The sequence below is a fragment of the Novosphingobium resinovorum genome (assembly GCF_001742225.1).
GTDB lineage: Bacteria > Pseudomonadota > Alphaproteobacteria > Sphingomonadales > Sphingomonadaceae > Novosphingobium > Novosphingobium resinovorum_A.
The window spans coordinates 1,836,170-1,855,662 of sequence record NZ_CP017075.1 but is presented as its reverse complement, the minus strand read 5'-3'; the positions used below and the strand labels follow the sequence as shown (position 1 = coordinate 1,855,662).

Annotated in this window: 16 protein-coding genes and 1 tRNA gene; 9 read left to right on the top strand and 8 right to left on the bottom strand. The window is 64.6% G+C overall.

Translation table 11 applies throughout. From position 1 onward, the window contains the following. The first annotated feature begins 106 nt into the window (after positions 1 to 106). Entirely contained in the window at positions 107 to 2,005 is a 1,899-nt protein-coding gene (gene sppA / locus BES08_RS08595; RefSeq protein ID WP_069709199.1) for a signal peptide peptidase SppA, read from the top strand. 204 nt (positions 2,006 to 2,209) lie between these two features. On the opposite strand, the gene BES08_RS33590 is transcribed toward sppA, so the two are convergent. Then, positions 2,210 to 2,374, bottom strand: a complete 165-nt coding sequence (locus BES08_RS33590; RefSeq protein ID WP_172705199.1) for a hypothetical protein — start codon at positions 2,372 to 2,374, stop codon at positions 2,210 to 2,212. A 144-nt stretch (positions 2,375 to 2,518) separates the two neighbouring features. Between BES08_RS33590 and BES08_RS08590 the strand changes: the two genes are divergently transcribed. Together BES08_RS08590 and tig are read left to right on the top strand one after the other, a co-directional pair. Beyond that, positions 2,519 to 2,603 (top strand) — tRNA-Leu (locus BES08_RS08590). 75 nt (positions 2,604 to 2,678) lie between these two features. Next, positions 2,679 to 4,253: a trigger factor gene (gene tig, locus BES08_RS08585; protein ID WP_069708101.1), complete on the top strand. Its 1,575-nt coding sequence runs from the start codon at positions 2,679 to 2,681 to the stop codon at positions 4,251 to 4,253. Between the two features lie 188 nt (positions 4,254 to 4,441). Here tig and BES08_RS08580 read toward each other — a convergent pair whose 3' ends face one another. The 3 genes from BES08_RS08580 to BES08_RS08570 all read right to left on the bottom strand — a co-directional run bounded on the left by BES08_RS08580 (position 4,442) and on the right by BES08_RS08570 (position 7,179). Further along, the gene (locus BES08_RS08580; RefSeq protein WP_008833073.1) at positions 4,442 to 5,086 is read right to left on the bottom strand and encodes a hypothetical protein; all 645 of its coding nucleotides are present in this window, start codon (positions 5,084 to 5,086) and stop codon (positions 4,442 to 4,444) included. Between the two features lie 143 nt (positions 5,087 to 5,229). After that, complete coding sequence (locus BES08_RS08575; protein WP_069708100.1) at positions 5,230 to 6,684, bottom strand: amidase; 1,455 nt, start codon at positions 6,682 to 6,684, stop codon at positions 5,230 to 5,232. 129 nt (positions 6,685 to 6,813) lie between these two features. Continuing rightward, positions 6,814 to 7,179: a hypothetical protein gene (locus BES08_RS08570; RefSeq protein ID WP_069708099.1), complete on the bottom strand. Its 366-nt coding sequence runs from the start codon at positions 7,177 to 7,179 to the stop codon at positions 6,814 to 6,816. 433 nt (positions 7,180 to 7,612) lie between these two features. Between BES08_RS08570 and clpP the strand changes: the two genes are divergently transcribed. The 3 genes from clpP to BES08_RS08555 all read left to right on the top strand — a co-directional run bounded on the left by clpP (position 7,613) and on the right by BES08_RS08555 (position 10,664). Then, complete coding sequence (gene clpP / locus BES08_RS08565; protein ID WP_008828343.1) at positions 7,613 to 8,281, top strand: ATP-dependent Clp endopeptidase proteolytic subunit ClpP; 669 nt, start codon at positions 7,613 to 7,615, stop codon at positions 8,279 to 8,281. Between the two features lie 120 nt (positions 8,282 to 8,401). Continuing rightward, positions 8,402 to 9,664, top strand: coding sequence for an ATP-dependent Clp protease ATP-binding subunit ClpX (gene clpX / locus BES08_RS08560; RefSeq protein WP_008828342.1), 1,263 nt, complete (start codon positions 8,402 to 8,404; stop codon positions 9,662 to 9,664). A gap of 148 nt (positions 9,665 to 9,812) precedes the next feature. Next, positions 9,813 to 10,664, top strand: coding sequence for a VOC family protein (locus BES08_RS08555; protein WP_069709198.1), 852 nt, complete (start codon positions 9,813 to 9,815; stop codon positions 10,662 to 10,664). Here BES08_RS08555 and BES08_RS08550 read toward each other — a convergent pair. Next, positions 10,661 to 11,617: a cation diffusion facilitator family transporter gene (locus BES08_RS08550; protein WP_069708098.1), complete on the bottom strand. Its 957-nt coding sequence runs from the start codon at positions 11,615 to 11,617 to the stop codon at positions 10,661 to 10,663. The genes BES08_RS08555 and BES08_RS08550 overlap by 4 nt on opposite strands. Before the next feature lie 356 nt (positions 11,618 to 11,973). On the opposite strand from BES08_RS08550, the gene BES08_RS08545 reads away from it, so the two are divergent. Beyond that, positions 11,974 to 14,571 (top strand): TonB-dependent receptor, encoded by a 2,598-nt coding sequence (locus BES08_RS08545; protein WP_069708097.1) that lies wholly within the window; start codon positions 11,974 to 11,976, stop codon positions 14,569 to 14,571. A 412-nt stretch (positions 14,572 to 14,983) separates the two neighbouring features. On the opposite strand, the gene mtgA is transcribed toward BES08_RS08545, so the two are convergent. Continuing rightward, positions 14,984 to 15,649, bottom strand: coding sequence for a monofunctional biosynthetic peptidoglycan transglycosylase (mtgA, locus tag BES08_RS08540; RefSeq protein ID WP_069708096.1), 666 nt, complete (start codon positions 15,647 to 15,649; stop codon positions 14,984 to 14,986). 183 nt (positions 15,650 to 15,832) lie between these two features. On the opposite strand from mtgA, the gene BES08_RS08535 reads away from it, so the two are divergent. Continuing rightward, positions 15,833 to 17,065 carry an MFS transporter gene (locus tag BES08_RS08535; RefSeq protein WP_069708095.1) on the top strand — a complete coding sequence of 411 codons (1,233 nt, stop codon included), beginning with the start codon at positions 15,833 to 15,835 and terminating at the stop codon, positions 17,063 to 17,065. Positions 17,066 to 17,132: 67 nt separating this feature from the next. On the opposite strand, the gene rpoH is transcribed toward BES08_RS08535, so the two are convergent. Continuing rightward, entirely contained in the window at positions 17,133 to 18,038 is a 906-nt protein-coding gene (rpoH, locus tag BES08_RS08530; protein ID WP_036523631.1) for an RNA polymerase sigma factor RpoH, read from the bottom strand. Between the two features lie 89 nt (positions 18,039 to 18,127). After that, a complete protein-coding gene (locus BES08_RS08525) occupies positions 18,128 to 19,069 on the bottom strand; it encodes an RluA family pseudouridine synthase (protein WP_069708094.1) in 942 nt (313 codons plus the stop codon). Positions 19,070 to 19,087: 18 nt separating this feature from the next. Between BES08_RS08525 and BES08_RS08520 the strand changes: the two genes are divergently transcribed. After that, positions 19,088 to 19,480 (top strand): M67 family metallopeptidase, encoded by a 393-nt coding sequence (locus tag BES08_RS08520; protein WP_037517688.1) that lies wholly within the window; start codon positions 19,088 to 19,090, stop codon positions 19,478 to 19,480. Positions 19,481 to 19,493: the final 13 nt, after the last annotated feature.

The window sequence follows — 19,493 nt, the reverse complement described above, 5'->3', positions numbered from 1 at the left end:
GCCATTCCTCCCCCGATGCGAAAAGGAATGGAACCGCTTTGGTGCCCGCCCCTTTCCCATTCCGCACCGCAGCAGGTAAGGCTGCATGCGAAAGGCAGGTCGTTACATGAGATTCGCGCGCAAGGTCTGGAAGTTGCTGGTCGCCGTGAAGGATGCGCTGGCGCTGCTGTTCCTGCTGGCTTTCTTCGGGGTGATCTACGCCGCGCTCTCGGCGCGGCCGGTCGGCGGCAAGGTGGAGAACGGGGCTCTGCTGCTCGAACTCGACGGCACCGTGGTCGAGGAGAAGAGCAAGGTCGACCCGCTCCAGCTGCTGACGTCCGGCGGCGAGCAGGTCCACGAATTCCAGGCCCGCGACGTCGAGCGGGCGCTGCGGCTGGCGGCGAGCGACAAGCGGATCAAGGCGGTCGTCCTCGACCTCTCGCGCTTCATGGGTGGGCGCTATGTCCACCTGCATGATATCGGCGCGGCCATCGACGAAGTGCGCAAGGCGGGCAAGCCGGTGCTGACTTTCGCCAATCTCTATGCCGATGACGGCGTGCAGCTGGCGGCCCACGCCAGCGAGGCCTGGGTCGACCCGATGGGCGGCGCCTTCGTGGCGGGCCCGGGCGGCAACCTGCAGTTCTACAAGGGCCTTTTCGACAAGTACGGGGTCAACGCGCATGTCTACCGCGTCGGCACCTATAAGTCGGCGGTCGAGCCCTACATGCGCACCGACCTCTCGCCCGAGGCGCGCGAGGACTTCAAGCTGATCCTCGATTCGCAGTGGAACGCCCTGCGTGCCGAGATCGCCAAGGCGCGGCCCAGGGCGCAGCTCGATCGCATGGTCGCGGACCCGGTCGGCTGGAACAAGGCCCACGGCAACGACATGGCCGAGGCCGCGAAGGCGGCGGGCCTGATCGACCGCATCGGCGACCAGACCGAGTTCGAGGCCCGCGTCGAGAAGCTGGTGGGCGAAACCACGATCGGCCATTCGGACAAGGACGCGCCGGACTACGCGCATACCGGGCTGGCGACCTGGCTGGCGGCGAACCCGGTGAAGGGGGAGGGCGCCAAGATCGGCGTCGTCACCATCGCCGGAGAGATCGTCGACGGTGAGGCTGGTCCCGGCACGGCGGGCGGCGACCGCATTGCCGCGCTGCTCGACGAGAACCGCGAAGAGGGCATGAAGGCGCTGGTTGTGCGGATCGATTCGCCGGGAGGCTCGGTCATGGCGTCGGAGCGTATCCGCCGCGCGATCCAGCGCTGGCGCGATGCCAAGATCCCGGTCGTGGTGTCGATGGGCTCAATGGCAGCGAGCGGCGGCTACTGGGTCTCCACGCCCGGCCAGCGCGTGTTCGCGGAACCCGCGACGATCACCGGCTCGATCGGCGTCTTCGCCTTCGTGCCCAGCTTCGAGAAGACGCTGGCGGACTTCGGCGTGACCAGCGACGGGGTGCGCTCCACGCCGCTGGCCGGGCAGCCGGATATTCTCGGTGGCTTCACGCCTGAGGTCGAAGCCATGCTTCAGGGCTCGGTGGAGAGCATCTACGGCAAGTTCCTCGGCATCGTCGGCAAGGCGCGCGGCAAGACGCCGCAGCAGGTCGACGCGATCGCTCAGGGCCGCGTGTGGCCGGGTGCGGACGGGCAGCGGCTCGGCCTCGTCGACCAGATGGGCGGGCTGGACGATGCGCTCGCCTATGCCGCGAAGCTGGGCGGCGTGGGCAACGGCAAGTGGCAGGCAGTCTATCTGGAGGAACCGGAGGATTCGTTCAGCGCCTTCGTGCAGAGCATGACGTCCGGTTCGCAGGAGCAGGCGGCAGCCTACGACTTCGCCGGGCTGGTGGCGCAGCGCCAGCGGCTGCAGATGGCGCAGGCGGTGGCGCGGCTCGACGGTGTGCTGGGCGCGCAGGGCGTGCAGGCATACTGCCTCGCCTGCGCGGCCGGGCCGGACTATCGCGCGGTGGCAAAGCCGGCGGGCGAGGGTTCGACCGTGGCGATGCTCGCGCGGCTGGCGGGATGGAAGTAGGCTGACAGGGCGGCGCGCGGCCCTTCGACAAGCTCAGGGCGAGCGGGGTCGAGGTAGTTCGCTTTCCTCTCCCCGCTCATGCTGAGCCTGTCGAAGCACGAGCGGAAGCACCCGCCCATCGTCATTGCGAGCGAAGCGAAGCAATCCAGGGCCATATAAACCGCCCTGGATTGCTTCGCTTCGCTCGCAATGACGAGATGAGGGTCAATCCGGCGGCGGCAGTTCCACCGGCGCCTCATCGGGCTGGTCGAAGTCCGGCCCTTGCGGCGGTGTCTCATCCGGACCGCCGGGAACGCCGGGGTCGTTTCCGGGCGTCGGGATTTCCGCAGGCGTGTCGCCGGGGCTGTAGACGGGTGGCTGGGTGGCCATGGTGATCTCGCTCCTCTCGCCCCCTCGCACACATAACCCAGCGTGGCGGCGATCCGTTCCGTGACACCATAGCGACTCGTCGCACTTGCCCTTTTCTCCGGCTGCCATTAATGGCCCGTCCCTTGAGTTTCAGGCTACACTCATGCGGGCGTGGCGGAATTGGTAGACGCGCTGGTTTTAGGTACCAGTATCGAAAGATGTGGGGGTTCGAGTCCCTTCGCCCGCACCAATCCGCCGCCTGTGCGAGGGAATGCCGCGTAATGCTGGCCGAGAGGCCCTTTGGATTGCACAGGAAGGCATCGAAATGCAGATCGTCGAAACGACCAACGAAGGCCTGAAGCGCGCCTATACGGTCACCATCCCCGCCGCCACCATCACCTCCAAGGTCGAGGGTGAGGTCAAGAAGATCGCCCCGCAGGTGCGCATGCCCGGCTTCCGCGCCGGCAAGGTTCCCGCGAACCTCGTCAAGAAACTGCACGGCCCGGCGATCCACCAGGAAGCGCTGAACACCTCGATCCGTGAAGCCATGGACAAGCTGGTGGCCGACAACGCCCTGCGCCCGGCGATGAACCCCGACGTCAAGCTGACCGACGGCTACGAAGAGGGCAAGGACGCCGAGCTGACCGTCAGCCTCGAAATCCTGCCGACCATCGCGGCGCCCTCGCTCGACGGCCTGAAGCTCGACAAGCTGACCGTGCCCGTCTCGGATGAAGCCGTGACCGAAGCGGTCGCGAACATCGCCAAGCAGCAGCAGCGCTTCGAGACCAAGGACGGCGAGGCCGCCGAGGGCGATCAGGTCATCATCGACTTCACCGGCAAGCTCGACGGCGTCGAGTTCGACGGCGGCAAGGCCGAGAAGGCCCCGCTGGTGATCGGCGCCGATCGCTTCATCCCGGGCTTCGAAGAACAGCTCAAGGGCATCAAGGCCGGTGACGAGCGCACCATCACCGTGACCTTCCCCGAGGACTACCCGGCCGAGAACCTCGCCGGCAAGGAAACCACCTTCGACATCGTCGCGCACGAAGTGAAGGCGCCTGCCGAATCGAAGCTCGACGACGACTTCGCCAAGGAACTGGGCCTCGAGAGCCTGGAGCAGCTCACCGGCCTGCTGCGCGGCCAGCTGGAGCAGGAAACTGCCGGCCTGACCCGCACCGCCATGAAGCGCTCGCTGCTCGACCAGCTGGCCGCCGGCCATGACTTCGACGTGCCGCCGACCATGGTGGAAGCCGAATTTTCGCAGATCTGGCAGCAGCTGATCCAGGAAGCGCAGAACGAGGAAGACCCGGCCGCCGCGCTCGAAGAGATCGAAGCCGAGAAGGACGACTACCGCAAGATCGCCGAGCGCCGCGTGCGTCTGGGCCTGCTCCTTTCGGAAATCGGCCAGGCCAACGGCGTCGAAGTGACCAGCCAAGAAATGGGCATGCTGATGCAGCAGGCTGCGCAGCAGTACCGCCCCGAAGATCGCCAGCGCTTCTTCGAATACGTCCAGCAGGACCCGATGATGGCCGCCCAGCTGCGCGCTCCGCTCTATGAGGACAAGGTCGTCGACTTCCTCATCGAGACGGCCGAAGTCACCGAGCGCGAAGTGACCCGCGACGAGCTGCAGGCCGCGATCGAAGCCGACGCCGACGGCGAGAAGCCCGCTGCCGAGGCGAAGCCGAAGAAGGCTCCGGCCAAGAAGGCTGCCAAGAAGGACGAAGCGGAAGCCGCTCCGGCCCCCGAGGCAGAAGCGGAAGCTGCCGCCGAGGAAAAGCCGAAGAAGGCTCCGGCCAAGAAGGCTGCCGCCAAGAAGGACGACGCTGAAGAGGCTCCGGCCGACGAAGCCAAGCCCGCCAAGAAGGCGCCGGCTAAGAAGAAGGCCGCTGCCAAGGAGGACTGATCCCTCCCTTGCGGTTCGACCGATAACCAAAAAGCCCCGGTGCAGCGATGCACCGGGGCTTTTTGTGTTTGGACGCGGGGCCTTCGACAAGCTCAGGCTGAGCGGGATCGAGGGCAAACAGGCGAAGGAAAACCCAAACCCCGCTCAGGCTGAGCTTGTCGAAGCCCACCCGCGGCTTTGGGCCATTCTCAATCCCCGATCTTCCCGAACGGCACCAGCTTGCGCGCCAGTTCCGCCGCCGCCTTGCCGTTGTTCGCCCGCAGCGAGGGCAGGACCGAGAGCGCCGCGCGCTTCATCAGGGCATCGAGGGGAGTCGCCGCCTGCCCGGTCGCGGCGGCTTCGGCCCAGCGCCTTGCCTGTGCGATGTCGCTCGGGTCGTTGCGGATCTGCAGCAGCGCGGCGAGGCCGGGGTAGAACGCCCGGTCGCCGCCGAGCGCAACGGCCTTCGCCAGCGCCGTCTCCCCTGCCGAGACCCGCGCGCCCAGCGCCGTGCGCGCCAGAAACCCGCCGAGTTCATCCACCGCGCCAAGATGCCATCCGGCGATCACGATCTGCGCCTCCGGATCGCGCGGATTGGCCGCCGCCAGCTTCTGGAACACGTCGAGCGAGGCCCGCACGTCCGAGCGGCTGCGGGTCAGCTTGCCGCGATAGCCGATGGCGATGGCCCGCTGCAGCGTCGCCTCATGATCGTTCGGCCGCGCGGCGAGGATGCGATCCGAAGCGGTGATCGCCTGCGCGACCAGCTTGAGCGCCTGCGGTTTGGTGGCAGTCTGGAAAGCGGCGGTCGTGAGCAGTTCGCGGGGCGTGTCGGCCAATGCCGCAGCCGGAGCCATGGAAACGATTGCACTGAGGGCTAGCAACGAAGTTCGGTACACAGGGTCTCCTGCGAGGCTGGAACTGGGCAAGATGGCCGAGAGCGAGGGCGCCCGCCAGTCCCTATCGTCGCGGCGCGCATCCCGATCGTCCCGTTTTCGGTCTATTGCGCCCAGTTGCGCAAGGCTGGAGCGGTCAGTGTGGCACTGCGCGACCGTTCGTAGCCGGCGCCGATGCGCAGCACTTTGGCATCGTCCCATTTCCCGGCCATGAACGAAATTCCCACCGGCAATCCCTCGACCGTGCCCATCGGCACCGAGAGATGCGGATAGCCTGCGATGGCTGCCAGCGATCCGGCACCGACGTCGACGAAATTGTCGCCGAGCACCGGGTCGATCGGCCAGGCCGGGCTGGTGGTGGGAGCAACTAGGACATCGACGTCGTACTTCCTCAGAAGCGCGTCGATCCCCTCGGTCCCCGCGAGGCGCTGGGCATCGGCGCGGGCCTTGGCGTAGGCGGCGGGATCGGTGGTCGTCAGCGCCTTCTCGAAAGTCTGTTGCCCGTACCAGCGCAGTTCTTCCGCGGCGTGTGCCTTGTTGAAGGCGATCAGCCCGGCAAGGTCGCGCGCGGGTGCCGGGCGGGGCAGGTCGCCTAGGTAGGCGTCGATGCCCAGCCGGAACTCGTGCAGCATGATCGTGAATTCGGCCTCACCGAGCCGCTCGTCGGGCTCGAAATCGATCTCCACCACTTGCGCCCCGGCGCGCTTCATGTCGGCGAGCGCGGCATCGAACAGCACGGTGAGCGCCGACATGTGTCCGGCCTGACGGCGCAGCACGCCTACGCGCACGGCCTTCAGGCTGACCCTGCCCAAACCGACGGTGAAGTCCGGCTTGTGCCGGTCGGCATCGGCGGTGGCCGGATCGGCGGGGTCGCTTCCGGCCATTGCGTTGAGCAGCAGCGCGGCGTCGGCGACGCTGGTGGTCATCGGCCCGGCGGTATCCTGGCTCGAACTGATCGGCACCACGTAGGTGCGGCTGACCAGCCCGACGGTCGGCTTGAATCCGACGAGCCCCATCACCGAGGCGGGGCAGGTGATCGAGCCGTCGGTCTCGGTGCCGATCGCCGCCCACGCCATGCCCGCCGCCACCGCCGCGCCGCTGCCCGAGGACGAGCCGCAGGGGCTGCGGTCGAGCGCGTAAGGGTTCTTCGTTTGCCCGCCCACCGCGCTCCAACCGCTGGAGGAGTGCTCGCCGCGAAAGTTCGCCCATTCGGAGAGGTTAGTCTTGCCCAGGATGACCGCGCCCGCCTTGCGCAGCTTCGCCACCAGCGGTGCGTCGCGTCCCGTGGCGTTGTCCTTCAGCGCGAGGCTGCCCGCGGTCGTGGGCATGTCGCGCGTCTCGATGTTGTCCTTCACCAGCAACGCGCGCCCGGCGAGCGGGCCTTTGCCCTTGATGGCCAGCGATTCCGACGGGGCCACGGCGACGACCGCATGGATCGCCGCGCCGCTGTCGTCTATCGCCTCGATCCGCTTGAGGTAGGTTTCCGGCGTCTCCTGCGCGGCGACGGGAAGCGGAGACGCGGCGAGAAGGCCGAGGGCGAGGATGAAGGGGCGGTTCACGTAAAAGGCTCCGGCGGGGTGGAGCGCAGCACGATGGCCGAAGCGGCGTCGCGGTGCCAGCGCCCATTGCGGGTTTTTCGATGCGGGCGACCGGGGGGGCGGGATGACGGCAATGGGTGGTTTGCGGACTTACGTGGGCGCGCCCTTGCCGGTGCATCTAACCTCTTTGAACTGACTGTTATCCCTATCGAACACCACAGAAATGTCGCCACATTTCGGGTCGAAAATCCACGGCAGCTTTTGCCAATCTTCCAGCCAAAACCGCTCTCCGGCATTAATCAACGGCACTCCATCAGCAACGCAGCGGACACGCGATGAACGGGCGAGGTCATCTTTCATCCTATCACAGACCTGATTAGCCTTCTGGGCAAGCAGGTCAGGAAGAATGAAAACAGCCACGATGTCATTGTCGGGGCCCTGACTATAATATTTCGCATAGTCAGCAATTGGGTGAGCGTCGTGGGGAAGAACTACGGCTTCATCAATTGCCGCCATGTATTTGGCTTGAGGTGATAGAGGGCTGCCACATCCCACGAGAAGCCCAATAGACACCACTGCTGAAAAAGACCGCATACGGCATCTTGAGCACGAATGCTCATGTCCACAATGGGGCGCTTCCGGAAAGTCCGCTTTCCTACATCCTACGCCGTCCCATACACTGCGCCGCATGCCCCATCCGACCGCCCAAAACCGCACAAGGTTACACCGCAAGGTGACACTTCCCCTCACAAGGTGACACTTCCCGGCCCAAGGTGACACCTTCTCCCTCTGGACAGTGTAAACCGTGTAAACCTGCGTCACCTTGTGGACCTCGGGTAGCGCCTCCAGCGGCTTCTCCCCCGTCCATTCACGCCTGATAGGTTAACCCCCTTGAACATCGCGCATTGCCACGCGACATAGGCGAGGCAAAATCGCAAAGAGGACTCCCATGCTCGACCTGTTCGGCGCTTCGAACGCCCAAGGAAAGTTCACCACCGATCCCGTGACGGGCGCACTCGTGCCGATGGTCGTCGAGCAGACCAGCCGCGGCGAACGTTCGTTCGACATCTACTCGCGCCTGCTGCGTGAGCGCATCGTGTTCATCACCGGCCAGGTGGAAGACCACATGGCCTCGCTCATCGTCGCGCAGCTGCTGTTCCTGGAATCGGAAAACCCGACCAAGGACATCTCGATGTACATCAACTCGCCGGGCGGCGTGGTGACGGCCGGCATGGCGATCCACGACACCATGCAGTACATCAAGCCGCGCGTCTCGACCGTGTGCATCGGCCAGGCCGCCTCGATGGGCAGCTTCCTGCTCGCCGCAGGGGAACCGGGCATGCGCATTGCGCTGCCGAACGCGCGCATCATGGTCCACCAGCCCTCGGGCGGTGCGCAGGGCATGGCCAGCGACATCGAGATCCAGGCGCGCGAAATCCTGCGCATGCGCCGCCGCCTGAACGATCTCTACGTGAAGTACACCGGCAAGTCGCTCGACGAGATCGAGAAGGCGATGGACCGCGACACGTTCCTCGAAGCTGACGAAGCGCTGGCATTCGGCCTCGTCGACAAGGTCTTCGAGACCCGCCCCGACGGCGACAAGCCGGCGGAAGCGTAACGTCCTGAAGCGGGACCGGCGCCTTCAGTCTCCGTCAAGCATTTGGCGGTAGGATTGCAAAGCCGGTCCCGGGCAGGCTAGAGTGAGCGAGTCGCCTCGGTTGGAGGCTAAAGACGGAAAATGACGAAATTGAGCGGATCTGACGCGAAAAGCACCCTATACTGCAGCTTCTGCGGTAAGTCGCAGCATGAAGTGCGCAAGCTGATCGCGGGCCCAACGGTGTTCATCTGCGATGAATGTGTCGAGCTTTGCAACGACATCATCCGCGAAGAAACCAAGGCGGGCATTGCCGGTCGCAAGGAAGGCGAGATCGTCTCCCCGCGCGACATCTGCGAGATGCTGAACGACTACGTGATCGGCCAGGAACGCGCTAAGCGCGTCCTGTCGGTGGCTGTCCACAACCACTACAAGCGCCTCAAGCACAGCGGCAAGCAGGGCGACGTCGAGCTGTCGAAGTCTAACATCCTGCTGGTCGGGCCGACCGGTTCGGGCAAGACGCTGCTCGCGCAGACGCTCGCGCGCACCTTCGACGTGCCGTTCACGATGGCCGACGCCACCACGCTGACCGAAGCCGGCTACGTGGGCGAGGACGTGGAGAACATCATCCTCAAGCTGCTGCAGGCGTCCGACTACAACGTCGAGAAGGCGCAGCAGGGCATCGTCTACATCGACGAGATCGACAAGATCAGCCGCAAGGCCGAGAACCCGTCGATCACGCGCGACGTTTCCGGTGAGGGTGTGCAGCAGGCGCTGCTCAAGCTGATGGAAGGCACCACCGCCTCGGTTCCGCCGCAGGGTGGTCGCAAGCATCCGCAGCAGGAATTCCTGCAGGTGGACACGACCAACATCCTGTTCATCTGCGGCGGCGCTTTCGCGGGCCTCGACAAGATCATTGCCGACCGCCTGCAGAAGCGTTCGATCGGCTTCGGCGCGCATGTCGCCGATCCGGACAAGCGCCGCGTGGGCGAACTGCTCCAGAAGGCGGAGCCGGAAGATCTCCTCAAGTTCGGCCTGATCCCTGAATTCGTCGGCCGCCTGCCGGTGATCGCGACCCTCAACGACCTCGACATCGAGGCGCTGGTCAAGATCCTCAAGGAACCGAAGAACGCGCTGATCAAGCAGTATGCGCGCCTGTTCGAGCTGGAAGACGTGGAGCTGACCTTCACCGACGACGCGCTCGAAGCGATCGCCAAGAAGGCGATCGAGCGCAAGACCGGCGCGCGCGGCCTGCGCTCGATCGTGGAAGGGCTGCTGCTCGACACCATGTTCGACCTGCCGACCGAGCGCGACATCGCCGAAGTCGTCGTCGACAAGGACGTGGTCGAGGGCCGCAAGGAACCCGTCCGCGTGCTCAAGGGTGACAAGGCGGAAGCTGCGGCTTAAGAGCGCAACTGACCGATCATGAAAACGCCGTCCGCCGCAAGGTGGGCGGCCTTTTTCGTTGGGGGCGATATCGCCGGGACGCGTGGCGCGCGGCTTGGCAATGCTCGCAGGTGCCCGCACTCTGCCGGAAAAGGCAGGGGAGAGGTTCATGGCTGCGCGTATTCCGGTTTCGCGGATAATCCACACGATCCACGCGGTCAGCGACATCCATGCCGCCCGCGCGCTCTATCAGGATGCGCTGGGCGGGCTGGTCTTTGCCGAGAACTACTTCCCCGCCGAGGACCGCGACGCCGCGCTGCTCTACGTCACCGATCACATGGTGGAGCCGATGGCGCCGCGTCATGCGGAGGACCTGACCAAGCCCTTCGCGCGCCAGTTCGCACGGATCGGGCAGGCGTTCCACTCGTTCGAAATCAAGGTCGCCGACGGCGAGGCCGCCAGCGCCGCCTTCCGTGAAGCGGGCTGCACCGTCGCCGCCGATTACGGCGTGTTCTTCTTCGTTAAGCCCGAATCGACCGGCGGCGTCCTACTGGAAGTGTGCGAACTGCCGATGCCCAACGATCCGTGGGAGCGGGGCAACTGGAACCCAGCCGTTGGGGCAGGGCATCACTGCACCGTCACCGCCCTCGACCACATCGCCTGCGTCACCGCCGATATCGAGACGGCGCTGCGCTTCTTCACAGAGGTCGTCGACGGCGAAGTGCTGGAGGATGCCCGGACCGAACTGCCCCAACCCGCCCGCCGGGTCCTGCTGCAAGTGGGCGACACGCGGGTCGCTTTCGTGCAGCCGGATGACCTTGCGGGCGGCCCGCTCGGTGCCTTCCTGAAAGCCGCGCAGAACGGCATCTATGCGCTCGTCTGGAAGGTCGCCGATGCAGGCGGGGCGAAAGCGCATTTCGCTGACAAGCTGAAGCTGCGCCTGACCACGCAGGGCTGCATAAGCCCGGGCTTCGCGATTCAGCCCGAGGACTTCCTCGGCGCCCGGCACGAGTTCGTCTAGACGACCGCCTCGCTCTCGAGCGCGCAGGGGCTGTGGCCGTCGGTCTCGATCTGGATGGTCGGGTGGCCGATGCCGAACGCGTGCTCGAGGTCATGGGCAAGCGCATGGAGGAAGCCGTCGCCCGGTTGTCCGCCGGGCATGACGAGGTGCGCGGTAAGGGCGGTCTCGGTCGTGCTCATCGGCCAGATGTGGAGGTCGTGGACCCGCTCAACCCCCGGGCGCGCTTCGAGGAAGGCGCGCACGCGCACGCCGTCGATGCCTTCGGGCACGCCCAGCATCCCCATCCGCAGCGAATCGCGCAGCAGGCCCCAGCTCGACCAGGCGATGACCACGGTGATGACCAGCGAAGTCACCGGATCGAGGATCGCCCAGCCGGTCCAGGTGATCAGCAGCCCCGCGATCACCACGCCGACCGACACCAGCGCATCGGCCATGAGGTGCACGAAGGCGGCCCGCAGGTTCAGGTCGGACTTCGAGCCCTTGGCGAAGAGCAGTGCGGAGAGGCCGTTCACCGCGATGCCTATCCCTGCGACGATCATCATCGTGGTGCCACCCACCGGCTCGGGATCGGCGAGGCGACGCACTGTCTCGACCAGGATCGCGCCGATCGCGACCCACAGCAGCGCCGCGTTGGCGATCGCGGCGAGGATCGAGGAACTCTTGAGCCCGTAAGTGAAACGCTCGGAAGGCGGGCGGGCCGACAGCACCGCCGCTGCCCAGGCGAGCGCCAACGACAGCACGTCCGACAAGTTGTGCCCCGCATCCGCCAACAGCGCCATGGAGCCGCTGACGAAGCCAGCGACGACCTCGGCGATGACGAAAATCAGGTTCAGCGATACAGCGATGGCGAAGGCGCGGCCGGGATTTGCCGGCGCCGCATGCGTGTGATGATGCCCGTGGCCATGATTATGCCCATGCCCATGATGATGCCCGTGATGATGACCTGCGCTCATGGCCGACGAGTGGCACGAGCGCCCGGTCGGCATCAAGCGATGACGTAACATCACGGCCGTGTTACGTTTTTGCAGTGTTGCAGGCGCAGCAGTACTTTCCCTTTCCAGTGACATTTATGCCGCAGTGCAATATCGCACGCGCACCATAAACTACTGAAATATTTTTGTTTTTCTGCAATAAATTGTGTTGTGTTACGCTTGTGTCACAAAATTTCGCGTTTGCGCACGCATTTGAGTCCCCACCGTCAGAAAGTTGTCATATCCCGCTGCTCTTAGCAGCCGCAGCAAATGCGGCGGGGCTGAAGCGTTCGTCGCACATTGTGACCACTCTAGTCTGACAAGATCAGGGGCATAAAATGAAACTCACCTCCCTCCTCTCCTCGGCGACCAGCACGATCGCCGTTGGCGCCGCCTTCCTCGCGGTTCCCGCTTTTGCGCAGTCGACCGGTTCGGCCGACTTCGACGGCGACACCATCATCGTGACCGGCGGCCGCGTGAACCAGACCATTGGCGTGCGCACGCCCGACTCGCCCAAGGCGAAGGTAGAGATCGGCCAGGAACTGATCAGCGCGCAGCGCGCCGGCCAGTCGGTCAACGAAATCATCAACATGGTGCCGGGCGTCAGCTTCACCAACAACGACCCCTGGGGTTCGTCGGGTGGTTCGTTCACGATCCGCGGCTTCGATTCGACCCGCATCTCGCAGACCTTCGACGGTATCCCGCTCAACGACTCGGGTAACTATGCGATCTATTCGAACCAGCAGGTCGATGCCGAGCTGATCGAGCGCGTCAACGTCAACCTGGGTTCGACCGACGTGGACAGCCCGACGCCTGCGGCGGTCGGCGGCACCGTCAACATCAACACCAAGGTTCCTGACGACCAGTTCGGCGTCATGACCAGCATGTCCTACGGCGATATCGCCGCGAAGGGTTCGGGCGGCGAAGACCGTTCGTTCCAGCGCTTTTTCGCCAAGGTCGAGACCGGCGAGTTCACCTCGATCGGCACCAAGGCCTGGTTCTCGGGTTCGTATGCACGCAATGGCGCCACTTTCGCCAACTACGGCAAGGTCGAGAAGAAACAGTTCAACGCCAAGATCTATCAGCCGATCGGTGTGGACGGCGACTTCATCTCGATCGCCGGTCACTATAACGTGAACCGCAACAACTTCGGCGGCTCGCCGCTGAGCGCGCAGGCGATCACGCTCGACAAGTCCGAGCGCTTCTACGACGTTGCCGGCGGCATTCCCTGCACCACCGGTCCCAACAGCGACACGCCGGGCTACACGGGCGCTTTCCCCGACGCGCCCAACGGCTGCGGTTCGTCGTTCGAGCGTCGCTACAATCCGTCGAACACCGGCAACATCCGCCTGAACTCGCTGTTCCACCTGACCGACAAGCTGACCTTCTCGGTCGACGCGGCCTACCAGACCGTCAAGGCCAACGGCGGCGGCACCAGCGTCGGGATCGAAGGCTACAACTCGCAGGGCTACACCGGCGTGTTCTTCGGTTCGGAGCCCACCCTGAGCAGCAGCCGCGCAGCCTACTACTACTACGGCAACGTCGACCTCAACGGTGACGGCGTGACCGGTTCGGGCGATGCGGTTCGCATCCTCACCCCGAGCCAGACCAACACCCGCCGTTTCATCGCGATCGCCAACCTTGCCTACGAGATGGACGAGAATAACAGCGTCCGCCTGTCGTACAGCTTCGACCGCGCGCGCCACCGCCAGACCGGCCCGGGCGGCTTCCTGAAGACCAACGGCGAACCGTTCGACGTCTTCCCGATCAACGACCCGATCCTGGACGAGTACGGCAACCGTATCGACAAGCGTGACCGCCTGTCCTACGCGACGCTGAACCAGGTCTCGGGCGAATATCGCGGCAAGTTCTTCGACGAAGCGCTGACCGTCCTGCTGGGCGTGCGTGCACCGTTCTTCAGCCGCGAGCTGAACCAGAACTGCGTGACCACCGACGCCAGCGGCAATGTGAACTGCGTAGGCGCCAGCGAAGTGCCCGCCTACCTCGCCGCCAATCCGAGTGCGGTCGGTCCGCTGAAGCGCACCGTCAGGTACGACAAGGTCCTGCCGAACGTCGGCGCCGTGTTCAAGCTGACCCCGGAACTGAGCCTGGCGGGCAGCTACGCGAAGAACATTTCTTCGCCGAGCACCGACGCGCTCTACGGTACGTTCTTCTACGCTCCGAACGATCCGCTCGCGCGTCGTAACCCGGAAACCTCGGACAGCTTCGACCTTAGCCTGCGCTACAGCACGCCCGTGGTCCAGGCATCGATCGTGGGCTGGTACTCGAAGTACAAAAACCGCATCGTGACCGCGACCGACATCGACGGCAACTCGACCGACACCAACCTCGGCCCGGTCAAGAAGTACGGTGTGGATGCCAGCCTCGGGATCAATCCGATCCAGCCGCTGTCGCTTTATGCCTTCGCGTCGTACATCAAGTCGGAAATCCAGAACGACATCCTGGTGGGCAGTTGCTCGGCAACCAGCGACATCGCTCTCGACAACCTGTGCTACGTTCAGGACGGCAACGCCTACCTGCGCACCAGCGGCAAGCGTGAGCGCGGTGCTCCCGAATGGCTGGTCGGCGGCCGTGCGGAACTCACCCTCGGTGATTTCCAGATTGGCGCACAGGCCAAGTATACCGGCGACCGCTTCCTGAACGATATCAACGGTGATCGTTTCACCCGTCCGAACGGTACGACCGGTTACTCGGGTGCGAAGTTCAAGAGCTACACTGTGGTTGACATGAACGTGCGATACAAGCTGCAGAGCCTCGGCCTCGCCAACAGCGAGGTCCAGCTCAACGTGACGAACCTGTTCGACAAGTTCTACGTCGGCTCGTTCAGCGGCGCGGTCGCGCAGTCGGCCAGCTCGGCCTTCGTGAACTTCGGTTCGCCGCGCGCCGTCAGCGCCACCCTCGTGATGGGCTTCTGATCCATCACGATCCGGTAAGGGAAAAAGAGAGGGGAGGGACCGCAAGATTCCTCCCCTTTTTCTTTGCCGGTCCGGCACGTTTTTTCTTGCCCGGAGTAGGGCGAGGTTCAGGTGCGATCCGTTTTCCTACATCGGCGAGCGGGCGTAGAACGCTTACATGAAAACTCGCCTGTCGATTTCCCACATGCGCGCGATGAAACGCGATTGTCGCAAGTTCGAGTTCTGCTCTGGCGCAGTGCCTAGCTGCGGGCAAGGTGACGCCTTCTCGGGACAAGATGACGCTTCACCCTTGCAAGGTGACAGATTACCGCCCCAAGGAGACGCCTTCCCCGCTGGACAGTGTAAACCGTGTAAACCTGTCACCCTGCAGGGAACCGCCCGGCAGGTGAGCGTCGATGCGGTAGGGATGGCCCTATTCGTAGACACAGGCGTCGTAGCCGCCGCGCTTCACGGTGCCGATGCGCGCGGCGATCGTATTGCCGTAGCGCCGCGTGAAACCGGCGGGGCTCTTGACCGAGCGGGTCTTGGGGCTGGGCAGGGCAGCGGCCATGCGCCCTGCCTCGGCGGGAGAGAGACTGGCGGCAGACTTGCCGAAGTAGCGCTGCGCCCCGGCCTCGACGCCGTAGGTGCCGATGCCGGTCTCGGCGACGTTGAGGTAAACCTCCATGATCCGGCGCTTGTCCCACAGGTTCTCGATCAGGAAGGTGAACCAGACCTCGAAGCCCTTGCGTAAGTAGCGGGTCCAGCCTTCGCCCTGCCACAGGAACACGTTCTTCGCGGTCTGCTGGCTGATCGTCGAGCCGCCCCGGATACGACCTCCCCGGGCATTGCGCTCCATGGCCTTTTCGATGGCCTGCGTGTCGAAGCCGTTATGCGTGCAGAACTTACCATCCTCGGCGGCGACCACAGCGGCGACCATGTTGCGGTCGATCCGGCTGAGCGGCACCCAGTCCTTGGTGATGCCGTTGCCGTCTACCAGCATCGTCACCGTCACCGGCGGCGGCACAAAGCGGTAGAGCACCGTCAGGCCCACGCTGATCGCAATGAACCACACGATGATCTTGGCAAGGAGACGCATGGACGCAGGAAGCCTCTGAAACGGTCGGGAAGCTTCTCTCTAGTCGAAATGCCCGGCATTGCGCCAGCACCGGCGCGCGCTACGCCCGGCCGATACATGTATTCGTAATATCGACGTTTCATTTGCAGTATGGACAATACTCCCGGATACATCCTCGCATAAGAGGAACGGGAGAACAGACGCATGGCGGCATCCTTCGGCTTGGGGTGGAGGCAGGTCGCGGTCGGCTTCATGCTGTTGGCGGCGACGGGTATGGTGGCGGCGACGTACTCGATCGTCGCGGTGCCGCTGGCGCGCGAGTTCCGGCCGAGTCGCACTGTGCTAATGCTGGCGATGACGGTGATGTCGGGCACCAGCGCGGTACTGGCGCCGCTGCTGGGGACGCTGATGGACCGCTTTCCGTTGCGCCGCCTGATGGTGACGGGCGGGCTGTGCCTGGGGGCGGGCTACGTGGCGATTTCCCTCGCGGCCTCCTTCACGCAAGTACTGGTGATCTTCGCCGTGCTGATCGCGCCCGCCAACGTACTCATGGGGCCGGTGGCGATCACCGTGCTGCTCTCGCGCTGGTTCGCGCAGAAACGGGGGAGGGCGGTCGGTATCGCCATTGCCGGGATTTCGGCAGGCGGCTTCGTGTTTCCGCTCATCATCTCCGGTCTGATGGCGGCGTTCGAGTGGCGACTTGCCTTGCGGGCCTTGGCCGTCGTGCTGCTGCTCTGGACGATCCCGATGGCAATGCTGGTGGTGGACCGGCCATCCGACAAGCGCCTCAATCCCGACGGCGCGGACGAACCGCCGCTGCAGGCGCGGGAAGAACTGGCGAGGAACCCGATCTCCGCGCGGGAAATCCTGACCGACCCGGCTTTCTGGATGATCGCCCTGACCGTCTCGATCGTGACAGCGGGCCTGAAAGGCATGATCACGAACTTGGCGCCGCTCGCCATCGATACCGGGGCGACGGCGGCGCAAGCGGCACCGCTGATCTCGATATATTCCGCGTGCGGGTTCATCGCGAAGCTGAACTTCGCGGCGCTTTCCGACAAGGTCGGGCCGAAAGTGCTGATGTTCTGCGGCCTTGGCGGATTCGCGGCGGGGATGGTCTGCCTGACGCAGGCGGAAGCAGGCTATGGCGTGATCGCGCTGGGGGTGGCGATTACGGGGCTGTTCGGCGGACTGATGGTTCCGGCCGAAAGCTACCTCGCCCCGCGCATCTTCGGTCAGCGCGGCGTCGGGCGAGCGATGGGGATGCTCTCCGGCGCGATCCTTTTGGCGATGCTGGCGACGCCGCCGCTCTACGGACTGATGTACGACGTGACGGGAAGCTACACCGGCATGTTCTGGATATTCGCAGCTGCTGCAGTGGCGGCGCTGTTCTGGGTTCCGATGCTGCGGCTGCATCCGCGCGAGCAGGCGGCGTGAGGGCAAAGAAAAACCGGGCCATCCTTCGCGGACGGCCCGGCCTCTCGTTATGCCTGGTTGCTCCGGATCAGGCCGGGAGCAGGCGCTTCTCACCGGCGATGCGGTTCATCGCCTTCTGCAGCTTCTCGAAGGCGCGCACCTCGATCTGGCGCACGCGCTCGCGGCTGACCGAGTAGACCTGGCTCAATTCCTCCAGAGTCTTGGGATCGTCGGTCAGGCGGCGCTCCGTCAGGATGTCGCGCTCGCGCTCGTTGAGCGAACCCATGGCCTCGATCAGCATGTCGTGGCGCACCGAGGCTTCCTCGGCGTCCGCGACGGTCTCGTCCTGCAGCGGGCGGTCATCCTGCAGGATGTCCATCCACTGGCCTTCGCCTTCTTCACGCAGCGAGACGTTGAGCGAGGCATCGCCGCCCATCATCATGCGGCGGTTCATGTTGACCACCTCGGTCTGCGAGACGCCCAGCGTCGTCGCGATCTTGGCGACGTCGTCGGGGTGCAGGTCGGTGTCCTCGTAGGCGTCGAGGTTCTTCTTCATGCGGCGCAGGTTGAAGAACAGCTTCTTCTGCGCGGCGGTGGTGCCCATCTTCACGAGGCTCCACGAACGCAGGATGTATTCCTGGATCGAAGCCTTGATCCACCACATCGCATAAGTCGCGAGGCGGAAGCCGCGTTCGGGCTCGAACTTCTTGACGCCCTGCATCAGGCCGATGTTCCCTTCGGAAATCAGCTCGGACACGGGGAGGCCGTAGCCGCGATAGCCCATGGCGATCTTGGAAACGAGTCGCAGGTGGCTGGTGACGAGCTGCGCTGCAGCTTCCGGATCCTGATGCTCCGAATAGCGCTTCGCCAGCATGTATTCCTGCTCAGGAGCCAGGATCGGGAACTTGCGGATCTCCGACAGGTAGCGGTTGAGGCTTTGCTCACCGCCCAGGGCCGGGACACTCGGCAGGTTTCGATTATTGCTCACGATCATCCGTCCTTTCTAGGTCGGTCACGGTCTAGGACCCTTCATAGGCGTCTTAGCTTGTGACCACCTCTATACGTTAGCATGGATTTGCGATTTCAGTGTCGCAGTTCGTCGATCAGTGTCCGCATGTCGTCGGGCAGCGAGCTGGCGAAATGGACCCTTTCTTGTGAAACGGGGTGAACGAACCCGAGTTCCGCAGCGTGGAGCGCTTGGCGGGAAAAACCGAGTCGGGAGAGAATCGGTCGAAGCGGAGAAGGAGTTCGCCCATAGACAGGGTCTCCCAATAGCGCATGACCGATTGACGCCATGTGAACACGGACCTGATGCGTTCGTCCCGTTTCCAGCCTGCATTCGACGAGAGTGGCGCCGCGCAGCGCCTCCAGCGTGCGGAAATGCGTGATCGCGTGCTTGCCGCGCCCGTCCTCCACCAGCGCCATCTTCTTGCGATCATGCGACGAGCGGGCGATCGCGCCGCGCACGGTTCCGGCTACCGGCACCGGCCTGCCGCCGACGACGGCGTGATAGGCGCGTTCGATCGAGTGATCGGCGAACTGCACGGCCAGCCCTTCGTGCGCCTTGTCGGTCTTGGCGACGACGAGCAGCCCCGAAGTGTCCTTGTCGATGCGGTGGACGATACCGGGGCGCGCTACGCCGCCGATGCCGGACAACTGGCCCCGGCAGTGGTGGAGCAGGGCGTTCACCAGCGTTCCGTCGAGATTGCCCGCGGCCGGGTGGACGACGAGTCCGGCGGGCTTGTCCACGATGATCAGGTGTTCGTCCTCGTAAACCACGACAAGGGGAATGTCCTGCGGCACCGCCTCTGCGGGCGTAGCCTCGGGCACGTCGATGGCAAACGGTGTTCCGGCATCCACTTTCAGCGAGGCCTGTGCCACGGGCTTTCCGGCGAGCGAGACGCGGCCTTCACCCATCAGCGCCTTGATGCGTTCGCGCGACAGGCCGCTGACTTCGGCCAGGGCCTTGTCGATCCGGCCGCCACTGGCGACTTCGCCTTCGATGATGTTTGTAAGCGCCCCCATTGCGCGTAGGATTTGGGGATGATCGTCGAACTGACAAGTGGTGTTCTTGCAACATTGCATGAAGATGCTCGCAGGGCTGCTCCCGAAGAATGCTGCGGACTGTTGCTGGGGCGCGGTCAACGGATAGACGAAGCGCGGGCTGCGGCGAATCTGGCGGAAAACCGCCATGTTCACTTCGAGATCGACCCCGTTGTGCTGCTGGCGGCGCACAAGGAGGTGCGGGCGGGTGGGCCGGAAGTGATCGGCTACTATCACTCTCATCCTACGGGGATTTGCGTGCCTTCGGCGACCGATCGGCAACATTCCACCGGGGATTCGCGCATCTGGGCGATCATCGCGGAGAGCGAGGTTGCTTTCTGGCGCGATAACGCCAATGGATTCGAGGCCCTGCCGTTCCGCGTCGTCGAATAGGGGGCCGCGTCAG

Bases quoted from the DNA above. Each gene is read 5' to 3' on its own strand.
- BES08_RS08525 (WP_069708094.1), bottom strand. From the start codon at position 19,069: ATGGGGGCGCTTACAAACATCATCGAAGGCGAAGTCGCCAGTGGCGGC.
- mtgA (WP_069708096.1), bottom strand. From the start codon at position 15,649: ATGCGTCTCCTTGCCAAGATCATCGTGTGGTTCATTGCGATCAGCGTG.
- BES08_RS08580 (WP_008833073.1), bottom strand. From the start codon at position 5,086: ATGGCTCCGGCTGCGGCATTGGCCGACACGCCCCGCGAACTGCTCACG.
- BES08_RS08555 (WP_069709198.1), top strand. From the start codon at position 9,813: ATGGCTGCGCGTATTCCGGTTTCGCGGATAATCCACACGATCCACGCG.
- clpP (WP_008828343.1), top strand. From the start codon at position 7,613: ATGCTCGACCTGTTCGGCGCTTCGAACGCCCAAGGAAAGTTCACCACC.
- BES08_RS08520 (WP_037517688.1), top strand. From the start codon at position 19,088: ATGATCGTCGAACTGACAAGTGGTGTTCTTGCAACATTGCATGAAGAT.
- BES08_RS33590 (WP_172705199.1), bottom strand. From the start codon at position 2,374: ATGGCCACCCAGCCACCCGTCTACAGCCCCGGCGACACGCCTGCGGAA.
- rpoH (WP_036523631.1), bottom strand. From the start codon at position 18,038: ATGATCGTGAGCAATAATCGAAACCTGCCGAGTGTCCCGGCCCTGGGC.
- tig (WP_069708101.1), top strand. From the start codon at position 2,679: ATGCAGATCGTCGAAACGACCAACGAAGGCCTGAAGCGCGCCTATACG.
- BES08_RS08570 (WP_069708099.1), bottom strand. From the start codon at position 7,179: ATGGCGGCAATTGATGAAGCCGTAGTTCTTCCCCACGACGCTCACCCA.
- BES08_RS08535 (WP_069708095.1), top strand. From the start codon at position 15,833: ATGGCGGCATCCTTCGGCTTGGGGTGGAGGCAGGTCGCGGTCGGCTTC.
- BES08_RS08550 (WP_069708098.1), bottom strand. From the start codon at position 11,617: ATGAGCGCAGGTCATCATCACGGGCATCATCATGGGCATGGGCATAAT.
- BES08_RS08545 (WP_069708097.1), top strand. From the start codon at position 11,974: ATGAAACTCACCTCCCTCCTCTCCTCGGCGACCAGCACGATCGCCGTT.
- clpX (WP_008828342.1), top strand. From the start codon at position 8,402: ATGACGAAATTGAGCGGATCTGACGCGAAAAGCACCCTATACTGCAGC.
- sppA (WP_069709199.1), top strand. From the start codon at position 107: ATGAGATTCGCGCGCAAGGTCTGGAAGTTGCTGGTCGCCGTGAAGGAT.